The organism is Crenobacter caeni (assembly GCF_010435965.1).
Taxonomy (GTDB): Bacteria; Pseudomonadota; Gammaproteobacteria; order Burkholderiales; family Chromobacteriaceae; genus Craterilacuibacter; species Craterilacuibacter caeni.
Genome location: NZ_JAAGAA010000005.1, coordinates 263,294 through 275,247, shown reverse-complemented (window position 1 = coordinate 275,247; position 11,954 = coordinate 263,294). Strand labels below are relative to the sequence as shown.

Genomic DNA, 11,954 nt, shown 5'->3' with positions numbered 1-11,954 from the left:
GCGCCGACGATGATGATGCCGGAGATGGCGTTGGTCACGGCCATCAGCGGGGTGTGCAATGCCGGGGTGACGTTCCACACCACGTGGTAACCGACGAACACCGCCAGCACGAAGATGGTGAAACTGCTGATAAACGGGTCAACCATTTGTCTTCCTTCCTTATTTTCCGAAGCGCACTTCGCCCTGGTGGGTCACCAGCGTCGCCGCGATCAGCTCGTCTTCCATGTCCAGCTTGAAGCCTTCCTTGCTGAGCATCAGCGAGAGGAAGGTCAAGAGGTTCTTCGAGTAGAGGGCGGAGGCGTCGGCCGCGACCATGCCCGGCAGGTTGGCAAGACCCACCACCGTCACGCCGTTGTCGGTCTGCACCACTTCGCCGGCACGGGTCAGCGCGCAGTTGCCGCCGGCTTCGGCCGCGATGTCGATGATCACTGAACCCGGTTTCATCGCGGCGACCACTTCCTCGCCGATCAGGCGCGGCGCGGGACGGCCCGGGATCAGGGCGGTGGTGATGATGATGTCGGCCGCCTTGGCGTGCTTGGCGACCAGCTCGGCCTGGCGGCGCTTGTAGTCGTCGGACATTTCCTTGGCGTACACGCCGTCGTTGGCCGCTTTCTCTTCGTCGGTCATCGGCACTTCGATGAACTTGCCGCCCAGCGACTCGACTTGTTCCTTGGTCGACGGACGCACGTCGGTCGCCTCGACCACCGCACCCAGGCGCTTGGCGGTGGCGATCGCCTGCAGGCCGGCCACGCCGACGCCCATGATCAGCACGCGCGCCGGCTTCACGGTGCCGGCCGCGGTCATCAGCATCGGCATGAAGCGCGGGTAGTAATGCGTCGCCAGCAGCACCGCCTTGTAGCCGGCGATGTTGTTCTGGCTGGAGAGCACGTCCATCGACTGCGCGCGGGTGGTGCGCGGCAGCAGCTCCATCGCGAACGCCGACACCTTCCTGGCGGCCAGGGCCGGGAAGGTGGTGTTCTGGTACGGCGCGAGCTGGGCCACCAGCACCGCGCCCTCCTTCATTTCGGCGATCGCCGCTTCGTCGGGCGCGCGCACGGCGAGCACGATGTCGCCCTGCGAGAGCGCCGCAGCGCGGCTCGCGGCGATGGTCGCGCCGGCGTCGACGTAGGCCGCGTCGGGCACGGCCGAGGCAAGGCCTGCCCCCGTCTCGACGACGACACTGTGGCCGAGGCCGACGTACTTCTTGACCGTCTCCGGCGTCGCCGCGACCCGCGTGTCCGCGTGTTCGCGGACAATGGCAATGATCATGGTGGTCCTTCCTTGAGTAAGAATCCGGGCGTTCAGGCAGCCGCCTGCTCGCGCAAAACGTTTTTCAGCACCTTGCCCGACGCGTTGACCGGCAAGGCGGCGACGAACTCGACTTCGCGCGGCACCTTGTAGTTGGCCATGCGCGAGCGGCACCAGGCGACGATCTCGTCGCCGGTCGGCGCGAAGCCCGCGCGCGGCACCACGTACACCTTGCCGACTTCGCCCATGCGCGCGTCGGGCACGCCGATCACCGCCGCCTGTGCCACCTGCGGGTGCTGCGCGAGCATCCGTTCGACCTCGGCCGGATAGACGTTGAAGCCGCCGACGATGAACATGTCCTTCAGGCGGTCGGTGATCGCGAGGTACCCGTTTTCGTCGAGGACGCCGACGTCCCCGGTGTGCAGCCAGCCGTCCGCGTCGATCGCCTGGGCGGTCGCCTCGGCGTCGCCGAAGTAACCCGCCATCACGTTGAAGCCGCGGATCCACACTTCACCCGCCTCGCCGGCGGGCAGCGGCGCGCCGGTGCCGTCCGCGATGCGGATTTCGACCCCCGGCAGCGGCTTGCCGCAGCGCGTCGCGACCGTCTGGGCGCTGTCGGTGGGCAGGGTCAGCGTCGCGATGCCGGACGACTCGGTCAGCCCGTAGCCGGTGAGTACCACCTCGAAGCCCAGTTCGCTGCGCATGCGCTCGATCAGCGCGGGCGGCACCGACGCAGCACCCGTCACCGTCGCGCGCAGCGAAGAGATGTCGGTCGTGGCGAGCGCTTCGGCGCCGAGCAGCGAGTAGAACAGCGTCGGCGCGCCCGGCAGCACGGTGATTTTTTCGCGCGCTATGGTCGCGAGGGCCTCGTCGGTATCGAACACCGCCATCGGGTACAGCGTCGCACCGGCCATCAGCCCGGCGAGCCAGCCCGCCTTGTAGCCGAAGGCGTGGAAGAAGGGGTTGACGATCAGGTAGCGGTCGTCGGGCGACAGCGAAATCGCCTCGGCCCAGATCGCCATCCCGGTCAGGTTCTGGCCGTGGGCGGTGATCACGCCCTTCGGGTAGCCGGTAGTGCCCGAGGTGAACAGGATGTCGGACGCGTCGCCCGGGGTCAGCGCGCGCACCCGCTGCTGCACTTCGCTAAGCGCGTCGTCGTCCGCCCAGAACAGCAACTCGTCCCAGCCCATCACGTCGGCGGCGGCGTCGGCCGCGCCGAAGCTGACGATTTCGGATACCGACTCCGGACGCAGGCCGGCGAGCTGCTGCGGATAATCGACGCCGAGAAAACTGTCCACGCAGAACAGTACCCTGGCCTGGCTGCGCGACAGGATGTACGCCGCTTCCTGCGCCTTCATGCGGGTATTGACCGGCACCAGCACCGCGCCCGCGCAGTGGATGCCCAGTGCGGCGGCCACCCACTGCCAGCCGTTGGGCGCCCAGATGGCGACCCGCTCTCCAGGCTTCACGCCGAGGCGGACCAGGGCGGCAGCGACCTTCAGTGCGAGGCGCTCGAGCTCCGCGTAGCTGATGCGCTGGCCGGCGTCGACGATCGCGTCGCGCCCTGGCCAGCGCGCGGCGGACGCCGCGAGCATGCGGGGAATGGTGGGGATCGAAGGCAGCATGGTTCACTCCAGTCAGATAGGGCTGACCCTATCTTCGGCCCTGGCGGGTGCTGCCTCATCGTCCGCCAGGACTAGCGCAAACCGCTCACGCGCCGGCGCGCGCGGCGTTGCGTGCGAACAGCGAGCGCGCGCCGAAAATCAGCGCCGACCAGAACGCGATGCCGACCGCCAAGGCTGAAAACTGCGCGGCAAAGTCGTTCTTGCCCAGCACCATCGGAATGGTCCCCAGCATCATGAAGAGGAAGGTCGCCGGGTTGATCAACAGCGCGAGCCGCCCCATCACCTGCATGAGCACGACGACAAACACCAGCGCGATGAACGCGCCCAAACCCGCCGCCGCGCCGAAGGCGGCGGGCAACACCAGCAGCAGCGAAGAGAACGCGTAGCCTGCGAGCGCGCCCAGCACCGCCGGCAGCCACGCGTCAGGCTCGGCGCCGCGGATCGACGCGAAGTACCACAGGAAGAAGAAGGTGATCCAGCTGTCCTTGACGCCCACCAGGTAGAGGAAACCCAGGTAGGCGCCGACGACCAGCACGATGCCGCAGTTGATCAAGAGCGCGCGGCCGAGGGTCGGAGGGGGGGCTTGCATGGTGGTGCCTCTCTAAAAAGGGGGGTAAAGCCGGCAGCGCCTTCAGTGCGCGGATCACGCCGGCGCATGGGCCTGCCAGCGCTCGACGCCGTCCGCCCCGGTTTCGTGCAGGCATTGCCCGCGCGTTTCCAGGTAGCGCAGGTGCGCGAGCGTTTCGGACACCGCCATCAGCTCGGACACCGCGCCGGTGAGCCGCGTGAAGAGCGCGCGGGCGAGCGCATGCGCGCAGCCGGGCGTGTCGGCGGCGAGCGTGCGCAGGCGCGTCAGCTGCGCCTCGTGGTAGGCGATGATCTGCGCCGCGCGCACGCCGGCGCCGACAAAGGGCAGTTGGTGCGACGGCAACACCAGCGTGTCGGCGGGCAAGCCCTGCAGCGCCCGCATCGACGCGAGCCAGCCATCTAGCGGATCCCCCGCCGCGTTGCCGGCGTTGAGGCCGACGCTGGGCGTGATCTTCGGCAACAGCTGGTCGCCGGCAATCAGCACGCTCTTCTCTGCGCAATACAGCAGCACATGGCCGGGCGAATGGCCTTCGCCGACCAGCACCTGCCAGCTGGCGCCGCCGATTTGCAGGGTGTCGCCGGCGAAGAGCGCGTGGTAGGCGTCGGGCGGCGCACCGGCGAAGCCCTCGTCGCTGAACGCGGCGATCGCGGCGGTAAGCGTCGCCGCGGGCAGGCCGTGGTGCAGGAAGAACGCGCGCGAGGCCGCGTCGTCGCCCGAATGCTGGCGCGCCAGCCGCATCAGCTCCGCCCATTCGGGCGGCGACATCGAGAACGGGATCGCGTACTCGCGCGTCAGCTCGCCGGCGAGCCCGGCGTGGTCGTGGTGGAAGTGGGTGCAGATCAGCCGTGACGGCCGGTAGTCGGCGAGCAGGCGCGCCCACAGCGCGCGCGTGTCGGCAGTGGCGAGGCCGCTGTCGACGATCGCCCAGCGGCCGTCGTCTTCCAGCAGCCACAAGTTGATATGGCCGGGCGGAAACGGCATCGGCATGCGCAGCCAGCGCACGCCCGGCGCGACTTCGCAGGTGTGCCCGGCCGCGGGCGCGTCGGCAAACGGATAGTGCAAGGAGGGCTCGCTCATGCGTGCTCCATTCAAAAGCGGGCAGCCCGGGCTGCCCGGCGCTTACGCCATCAGTGAGCCGCCGTTCAGCGGCAGCAGTTGGCCGGTCACCCACGACGCCTCGTCGGAGGCGAGGTAGGCGCACGCCGCACCGACGTCCCGCGGCGAGCCGGCACGCGGCACCGGGTTGATGCGCGCGGCAAGCGCCTCGGAGCCCTCCCAGTTGTTCATGGTGCCCAGCGACACCGCGTTGACGGTCACGCCCTGGCGGCCGGTCTCGGCGGCGAGCTGGCGCATGAAGCCGATGGCGCCGGCCTTGGACGCCGCGTACGCGGCGAGCCCCATGTCGGTGCCCATGCGCCAGCTCTCGGAGCTGACGATCACCACCCGGCCGTGGCCGCGCGCGATCATGCCGGGCAGCACCGCCTGCGTCATCTGCATCACCCCATAGAGGTTGAGCTCGACGTAACGCTGCCAGTGCTCGGGACGGCTCTGGGCAAACTTGAGGTTGTCCGCCTGCCAGCCCGCCGGCAGCCCGGCGTTGTTGACGAGGATGTCGACCGGCCCCAGCCCCTCCTCGACCAGCATCAGCATGCGGTCGATCGCGGCACGGTCGGTGACGTCGCAAGCAAGCCCCAGCGCGCGGTGCCCGCGCGCCGAGAGTTCCCCGGCCGCCTCGCGCGCCCGCCCGGCGTCGATGTCGTTGACGACAAGCGCCGCGCCCTGCTCCGCCAGCGCCTGGGCAACCCCGAACCCCATGCCGCGCCCGGCGCCGGTCACCAGCGCGACGCGTCCAGCCAGTGAGAACATCATGCGGTCTCCTTCCCTTCGCCTGCGTTGAACGGGGGCAAACCTGCCCGCTCGAGCGCTTCGGGCGAATACGGCACATAGCGGCCGGCGGATTCGACGCGCACGTAGAGCGGTTCGTCAAAGCGCGCCGGGTCGTAGCCCTCGCGCATCAAATCGACCTTGCGCAGCTTGAAGGTGCTGGTGATGTCGGCCTCGCGGCGCACCCGCACGAACTGCGGCGCCGCGTAGCGCGGCAGGCGCTCGACGGTTAGCCGGTAGAACGCGTCGGCGTCGAACGCCTGGCCCTCCTGCATCACCACCGCCGCCATCCCGCAGCGCCCCTCGTGGCCGGGCACCTGCACGCCGTAGATGGTCAGCGCCTCGAGCCCCGGAAAACCCGACAGCGCGTCGGCGACCTCGGTGGTCGACACGTTCTCGCTCTTCCAGCGGAAGGTGTCGCCGATGCGGTCGACGAACCAGCAGTAGCCGTCCTCGTCGTAACGCAGCAGATCCCCCGAGCGCCACCACGCGTCGCCCGGCGCGAACACGTCGCGCAGGATCTTCTGATGGGTCGCCTCGGCCGAGGTGTAGCCCTCGAAGCGGCCGGCGCCGGTCTCGTCGCTCTGGATGATGTAGCCGACCACTTCGCCCGCCTCGCCGGGGCCGACCTGGCGGCAAAAGCCGGTGTCCTCGTCGCGCGCGGGCGCGTCCGCGTCGGTGTCGTACGCGATGATGCGCACGTTGGTGCGGTCCCAGTACGGGATGCGCCCGCACGAGCCGACGCGGTTGTCGACGTTGATGATGTTGCAGTTGCTCTCGGTCGAGCCCCAGCCCTCGAAGACGTCGATGTCGCCGAAGCGATCGACGAAGCGCTGCCAGATGTCGGCCGACAGCCCCGCGCCCATCATCCGCGTCAGCGTGTGCTCGCGGTCGTCGGCCGCCTCGGGCTGGTTCAGGAGATAACGGCAGATCTCGCCGATGTACTGGCACACCGTCACCCGGTAACGGCGCACGTCGGCCCAGAATTCGCGTACCGAGAACTTGCGGCGGATCACGATCGCGCCGCCGCAGCGCAGCGCGGTCGACCCCAGGGACGTCGCCGCCGCACCGTGGTAGAGCGGCAAAAAGCAGTAGAACACGTCGTCCGGGCCGGCCTTGAGCGTCACCTGCATGATGTCGCCGACGTTCAGCCAGCGCATATGGCTGGTATTGGCCGCCTTGGGCAGGCCGGTAGTACCCGAGGTGCAGATAAAGACCGCAGGCGCCTCGGCCAACACCTGCGCGCGCAGCGCCGGGTCGGGGTTGGCCGTTTCGCTCTGGCGGGCCAGCCGCGTCAGGTCGAGCGCGGCCTGCGCGAGCGCCTGCGGCTGCGCCGTGCGCGACGCATCGGCGACGCGCCACAGCGGCACGTGACCGGTGTCGAGGCCGTCGAAGTTGGCCAGGCACTCGTCGCCGCAGACCACCGCGCGGGCGCGGGTCGCCGCGAGCGCGTGGGCGAGCGGCTGGCCGGTCAGGTTGGTGTTGATGAAACCGCACACCGCACCGAGCTTGTTCAGCGCGAACCAGGCGATGAAAAACTCCGGCCGGTTCTCCATCACCAGCGCGACCGCGTCGCCCGAGCCCACGCCCAGCGTGGCGAGCGCGTGCGCGTAACGGTTGGCGAGCGTGTTCACGTCGGCGAAGGTCAGCACCTCGTCGCCGTACAAGAGGTAGGGCCGGTCGGCAAAGGTGACCGCCTGCGCCTCCAGCCGGTCGGCGATGGTATACGTGTCCTTCGGGCGCACGGTGTTGGCAACCGCGGCGCGCACGTCGAGCTTGCCCTGGGTGACTTCCCTCGGCGGGATCAGGCTGTGCGGGCTCATCTGGCAACCCTCGGCAGGCCAAGACCGAACTGGGCGACGATCTCGCGCTGGATCTCGTTGGTGCCGCCACCAAAGGTGGTGATCGTGACATGGCGCACGATCTCCTCGATCAGGCCGTTAAGCCTCGCCGCGGCGCTGCCCGCGCGCACCAGCCCCGCCGTGCCGACCACCTCGGCGAGCTTCCTGGCGACGGTGAGCTCGGCCTCGGTGCCGTACACCTTGACGGCCGAGGCGAGCGCCGGGTCGAGCTGGCCGTCGGCAAGGTCCGCCGCCAGCCGGTAGTTGAACACCTTCATCGCCTCCAGTTCGCACCACGCCTCGGCCAGCCGCTCGGCGACCCAGCCGGTATCCACCGGCCGCCGCCCCGCCGCGCCGGGCGTCTGCGCCCAGGCGAGCACCTCGCGGTAGACGCCGATCATCTTCATCGAGTGTGCGCCCAGGCCGATGCGCTCGTGGTTGAGCTGCGAGGTGATCAGCTTCCAGCCCTCGTTCACCTCACCGACCACCATGCTCGCCGGCACCCGTACGTTGTCGTAGTAGGTCGCGTTGGTGCGGTGGCCGAGCGTGAAGATCGGCGCGCACGAGTAGCCGGCGCTCTTGGTGTCGACGATCAGGATGGTGATGCCCTTGTGCTTGGGCGCATCCGGGTCGGTGCGTACCGCCAGCCACACGTAGTCGGCGTACTGCGCATGGCTGGTCCAGATCTTGCTGCCGTTGACGATGAAGTCGTCGCCGTCGCGCACCGCGCTGGTCTTCAGCGCGGCCAAGTCGGTGCCGGCGTCAGGCTCCGAGTAGCCGATCGCGAAATGGATGTCGCCGCGCGCGATGCCGGGCAGGAAACGCGCCTTGTGCTCGCTGCTTCCGTGCGCCATCAGCGCCGGCCCCACCGTGTTGACGGTGACGAAGGGGAACGGCGCGCCCGACTGCACCACCGCCTCGAAATAGATCAGCTGTTCGATCGGCCCCATGCCGGCGCCGCCGTATTCTTTGGGCCAGCCCAGTGCCAGGTAGCCGTCACGCCCGACCTGTCCGATCAGCTCGCGGTAGACCGGGTCGGTCTCCTCGGGTTCGGCCAGGCGCGCGCGCGCCTCGGGCGTCATCAGCCGGACGAAATACTCGGCCAGTTCCTTTTTCAGCGCCTGTTGCGCCGTAGTCAGTTCGACATGCATGGCCGCCTCCTCAATCCGCGCCGACAATCAGGCCGCTGGTCGGCACGCCGGTGCCGGCGGTCACCAGCACGTTGCGCACGCCGGACACCTGGTTGACCGCGCTGCCGCGCACCTGGCGCACCGCCTCGGCCACGCCGTTGACGCCATGGATATACGCCTCGCCCAGCTGGCCGCCGTGGGTGTTCACCGGCAGGTCGCCGCCCCGCGCATGGCGCCCCTCGCGCACGAAGTACTTCGCCTCGCCGCGCCCGGCGAAGCCGTACTCCTCGAGCTGGGTCAGCACGAAGGGCGTGAAGTGGTCGTAGATCACCGCGGTCTGGATGTCCTTCGGCGACAGGCCCGACATCTGCCACAGCTGGCGGGCGACCAGGCCCGCCTCGGGCAGGCCGCTGATGCTCGGCCGGTAGTAGCTCGTCATCATCTGCTGGTCGTGCGCGGTGCCCTGCGCCGCCGCCTTGAGGAACACCGGCGTCTGCTTGAGCTTCTTCGCGTACTCGCGCGACACCAGCACCATCGCCACCGCGCCGTCGCTCTCCTGGCAGCAGTCGAGCAAGTGCAGCGGTTCGGCGATCCAGCGCGAGGCCTGGTGCTCTTCCAGCGTGATCGGCTTGCCGTAAAAGAACGCCGCCGGGTTGGTCGCGGCAAAGTCGCGCGCGGCGACCGCGACGCGGCCGAAGTCCTCGCTCACCGCGCCGTATTCGTGCATGTAGCGGCGCGCGCTCATCGCGACCCACGACGCCGGGCTGACCAGCCCGTGCGGGATGTACCAGCCGAAGTTGGTCGTCTCGAAGAAGGGGTCCGGTGCCTTGCCCTGCATGCCGGCGCCGAAGCGGTACCACGAGCGCTCGTTCATCGCGCGGTAGACCACCACCACGTTGGCCACACCGGTGGCAATCGCCATCATCGCGTGCAGGAAAGGCCCGCACGCGGCGCCGCCGCCCTCGGGGATGCGCGAGAAGAATTTCAGCTCCTTGCCGCCGATCTGGCGGAACACCTCGCGCTCGGGGTTGTTGTCGACCGCGAAGGTCGACAGGCCGTCGACCTCGGTAGGGTCGATGCCGGCGTCCGCCAGTGCCGCGAGCACCGCCTCGGTCGCCAGGCGGATCTCGCTGCGGCCGGAGTCCTTGGAAAACTCGGTCGCGCCCAGGCCGACGATCGCGACCTGCCCGTTCAGTTGCTGTGTCATGCCATCGCCCCTTCTGCAAACAGCAGCGTGACCTGGCCGCTGACATGCTCGCCCATGCTGTTGCTGCCGCGAAGCTGAACCGTCAGCGCGCGCGCGGCCTCGTCCTTGGCGCTCACCTCGCCCGTCATCGTCATGATGTCGCCCGGGTAGTTGGGCGCGCCAAGGCGGATCTTCACCTCGCCGATCAGCGCCTCCGGGCCGGCCCAGCCGCCGACGTAGCGCTCGACCAGCCCGTTGCTGGTCAGGATGTTCATGAAGATGTGTCTGGAGCCCAGCTTGCGCGCGGCCTCCGGGTCGTGGTGACCGGGAAAGAAATCGCGCGTCGCGATCGCGCCGGACACGATCAGCTCGACGCTGACCGGAATTTCCAGCGCCGGCAGCGCTTCGCCGACCTGGATGCTTTCGAAGGAAATGCCCTGAGCGCTCATTGCCCGGCCCTCCAGCTTTCGTTGTGTTGGATGTAGGCGGCCAGTCCGGCGATCTGGCGGGCAGCGCCGCCCATCTCCAGTTCGGCGACCCGTGCCGCGAGGTAGTAGCGGTGTACCGGGTAGCTCGTATCCGAGCCGGTGCCGCCGTGCAGGTGCTGCGCAGTGTGCGCGACGCGGTTGCCCGCCTCGCACGCCCAGTATTTGCAGGTGAGGTGGGCGGTGCCGATGGGCGCACCGGCATCCAGCCGCCACGCGAGCTGCCAGAGCACCGAACGCAGGGCCTCGATCGCGATGAAGCCGTCCGCCATGCGCTGCGCGACCGCCTGGAAGCTGCCCAGCTTGCGGCCGAACTGCTCGCGCTCCGAGAGGTGCGCGACGGTCAGCGCCTGCGCGCCCTCGGCGATGCCCAACTGCAGGGCGGCGATCGCCAGCATCGCCCTGGGCTCAAGCCACTCGTAGGCGGTGGCGGGCAGCAGCTGCGCGGCCGGCAGCGCGGCGTTGTCGGCAGATAGCTCGACCACCGTCTCGCCGGTGAACAGGCGGCCTTGCTGTTGCGTGAAGCTGGCAAGCGGCGCGCACACGAGCTTTTGTTCGCCGTCGAGGCTGACCGCCAACAGTGCGTGGCCCGTGTCGGCGGTGACCGCCACCGCGTCGGCCTGCCCCGAGAGCAACACGCGGTTGCCGTCGAGCCGCGCCGTGAGCGCGGTGTCGAGCGACAGCGCGATCGGCGCGGTAAGCCCGGCAGCGTCGAGCAACGCCGGCGCGAAGCGTGACAGGGTGGCGGCAGCCAGTGCGTGCCGCCACAAGGGGGCGGCGGCGAGCGCCCTGCCCTGCGCTTCGAGCACCAGCGCAAGCTCGGTGACGCCCAGTTCGGCGCCGCCCAGTTCCGCCGGCAACAGCAAGGCGGCGAGGCCGGTGTCCTGCAGTTGCGCCCAAAGCGCGGCGTCCCAGCCCTCGCGCGCAAGCTCGCCCGCGCGGCGCTCGTGGCCGTAGTCGGCGAACAGGCTTTGCGCGAGCTCGCCGATCTGCCTTTGCTCTTCGTTCAGCTGGAAGTCCATCACGCGCCTCCCACCGGGCGGAACACCGGGATCACCAGCTCGTCCGCGCACTCGAGGTAGTCGACCTCGACTTCGCGGCCGATCTCGATATGGGCCGGGTCGACATCGACCAGCCCGGCGACCACGCGCACGCCCTCGGTAAGCTCGATCAGGCCGACCGGGTTCGGTTGCGGCACGCCCGGCAGGGTCGGGTGATGCACCACGCTGTAGGAGTAGATGCGGCCGCGGCCGGACACCTCGACGCTGTCGGACGCGAGCGAGTGGCAGTCCGGGCACGCCGGCCCTGGCGGGTGGCGCAGCGTGTTGCAGGCAGTACAGCGCTGGATCTTGAGCTTCCTGTCCTTCAGGCCGTCCCAGAAGAAGCGGTTCTCGTCGCTGATGCCCGGCAGCGGGCGGCGCGGCTTGTCGGCCGGGCGGGCACGCTCGGGCGCGCGGAACTTAAAGAGGCGAAAGCGCATCTGGCCGACCAACGCGTCGGCCTCGTCGTAGAAGTTCAGCAACTGGGTGACGAAGAAGCCGGTGCCAAGCCCGGTGGTCTTCTCTTCGCTGACCGATTCGATCTGCGAGGTGAACGCGATCTTCTCGCCTTCCTTCAGGTAGCGCCGGTAGCTTTGCTCGGAATTGACGGCAACCACCGACGGGTAGCCGTTGCGTTCGATGATCTGCAACACCTCGTACGGGTTGTCGGTCGCCGAACCCTCGGGGAAGCGGCCGTTCAGGCCGGCCAGCACCCACACCTGCAGCATGGTCGGCGGCGCGACGTTGGCGCCAAAGCGCGCCTTGGCGCTGACCCCGTCCAGGTACAGGGCGTTGTCGACCCCCATCGCCTCGCACCACTGGCGGACCATCGGCTGGTTGACCGCGTCCCACGCGTAGACCTTGCCGTATTCGTGGCCGATCAGCGCGCGCGCCTCATCCAGCCACGACAGATTCTGTTCGCTCAC

12 protein-coding genes are annotated in these 11,954 nt (G+C 69.2%); all 12 read right to left on the bottom strand.

Features of this window, described 5'->3' with window-relative positions; genetic code table 11:
* The coding region (locus GZH52_RS08005; protein WP_203525678.1) for a proton-translocating transhydrogenase family protein at positions 1 to 146 on the bottom strand (146 nt) is incomplete at its 3' end.
* A gap of 13 nt (positions 147 to 159) precedes the next feature.
* The gene (locus tag GZH52_RS08000) at positions 160 to 1,269 is read right to left on the bottom strand and encodes a Re/Si-specific NAD(P)(+) transhydrogenase subunit alpha (protein WP_163315955.1); all 1,110 of its coding nucleotides are present in this window, start codon (positions 1,267 to 1,269) and stop codon (positions 160 to 162) included.
* 32 nt (positions 1,270 to 1,301) lie between these two features.
* The gene (locus tag GZH52_RS07995) at positions 1,302 to 2,873 is read right to left on the bottom strand and encodes a FadD3 family acyl-CoA ligase (protein WP_163315954.1); all 1,572 of its coding nucleotides are present in this window, start codon (positions 2,871 to 2,873) and stop codon (positions 1,302 to 1,304) included.
* 85 nt (positions 2,874 to 2,958) lie between these two features.
* Positions 2,959 to 3,462: a hypothetical protein gene (locus GZH52_RS07990; protein ID WP_163315953.1), complete on the bottom strand. Its 504-nt coding sequence runs from the start codon at positions 3,460 to 3,462 to the stop codon at positions 2,959 to 2,961.
* A 54-nt stretch (positions 3,463 to 3,516) separates the two neighbouring features.
* The gene (locus GZH52_RS07985) at positions 3,517 to 4,539 is read right to left on the bottom strand and encodes an MBL fold metallo-hydrolase (RefSeq protein ID WP_163315952.1); all 1,023 of its coding nucleotides are present in this window, start codon (positions 4,537 to 4,539) and stop codon (positions 3,517 to 3,519) included.
* A gap of 42 nt (positions 4,540 to 4,581) precedes the next feature.
* The gene (locus GZH52_RS07980) at positions 4,582 to 5,331 is read right to left on the bottom strand and encodes an SDR family NAD(P)-dependent oxidoreductase (protein ID WP_203525671.1); all 750 of its coding nucleotides are present in this window, start codon (positions 5,329 to 5,331) and stop codon (positions 4,582 to 4,584) included.
* Entirely contained in the window at positions 5,328 to 7,169 is a 1,842-nt protein-coding gene (locus GZH52_RS07975; protein WP_163315951.1) for a long-chain-acyl-CoA synthetase, read from the bottom strand. Before GZH52_RS07975 ends, GZH52_RS07980 begins: the two co-directional genes overlap by 4 nt.
* Positions 7,166 to 8,338: an acyl-CoA dehydrogenase family protein gene (locus tag GZH52_RS07970; RefSeq protein WP_163315950.1), complete on the bottom strand. Its 1,173-nt coding sequence runs from the start codon at positions 8,336 to 8,338 to the stop codon at positions 7,166 to 7,168. The genes GZH52_RS07975 and GZH52_RS07970 overlap by 4 nt, the downstream gene beginning before the upstream one ends.
* Before the next feature lie 10 nt (positions 8,339 to 8,348).
* Entirely contained in the window at positions 8,349 to 9,524 is a 1,176-nt protein-coding gene (locus GZH52_RS07965) for a lipid-transfer protein (RefSeq protein ID WP_163315949.1), read from the bottom strand.
* Entirely contained in the window at positions 9,521 to 9,952 is a 432-nt protein-coding gene (locus tag GZH52_RS07960; protein ID WP_163315948.1) for a MaoC family dehydratase, read from the bottom strand. The genes GZH52_RS07965 and GZH52_RS07960 overlap by 4 nt, the downstream gene beginning before the upstream one ends.
* Positions 9,949 to 11,010: an acyl-CoA dehydrogenase family protein gene (locus tag GZH52_RS07955; RefSeq protein ID WP_163315947.1), complete on the bottom strand. Its 1,062-nt coding sequence runs from the start codon at positions 11,008 to 11,010 to the stop codon at positions 9,949 to 9,951. The genes GZH52_RS07960 and GZH52_RS07955 overlap by 4 nt, the downstream gene beginning before the upstream one ends.
* A complete protein-coding gene (locus GZH52_RS07950) occupies positions 11,010 to 11,954 on the bottom strand; it encodes an OB-fold domain-containing protein (protein WP_163315946.1) in 945 nt (314 codons plus the stop codon). The genes GZH52_RS07955 and GZH52_RS07950 overlap by 1 nt, the downstream gene beginning before the upstream one ends.

Bases quoted from the DNA above. Each gene is read 5' to 3' on its own strand.
- GZH52_RS07975 (WP_163315951.1), bottom strand. From the start codon at position 7,169: ATGAGCCCGCACAGCCTGATCCCGCCGAGGGAAGTCACCCAGGGCAAG.
- GZH52_RS07995 (WP_163315954.1), bottom strand. From the start codon at position 2,873: ATGCTGCCTTCGATCCCCACCATTCCCCGCATGCTCGCGGCGTCCGCC.
- GZH52_RS07960 (WP_163315948.1), bottom strand. From the start codon at position 9,952: ATGAGCGCTCAGGGCATTTCCTTCGAAAGCATCCAGGTCGGCGAAGCG.
- GZH52_RS07970 (WP_163315950.1), bottom strand. From the start codon at position 8,338: ATGCATGTCGAACTGACTACGGCGCAACAGGCGCTGAAAAAGGAACTG.
- GZH52_RS07980 (WP_203525671.1), bottom strand. From the start codon at position 5,331: ATGATGTTCTCACTGGCTGGACGCGTCGCGCTGGTGACCGGCGCCGGG.
- GZH52_RS07965 (WP_163315949.1), bottom strand. From the start codon at position 9,524: ATGACACAGCAACTGAACGGGCAGGTCGCGATCGTCGGCCTGGGCGCG.
- GZH52_RS08000 (WP_163315955.1), bottom strand. From the start codon at position 1,269: ATGATCATTGCCATTGTCCGCGAACACGCGGACACGCGGGTCGCGGCG.
- GZH52_RS07990 (WP_163315953.1), bottom strand. From the start codon at position 3,462: ATGCAAGCCCCCCCTCCGACCCTCGGCCGCGCGCTCTTGATCAACTGC.
- GZH52_RS07985 (WP_163315952.1), bottom strand. From the start codon at position 4,539: ATGAGCGAGCCCTCCTTGCACTATCCGTTTGCCGACGCGCCCGCGGCC.
- GZH52_RS07955 (WP_163315947.1), bottom strand. From the start codon at position 11,010: ATGGACTTCCAGCTGAACGAAGAGCAAAGGCAGATCGGCGAGCTCGCG.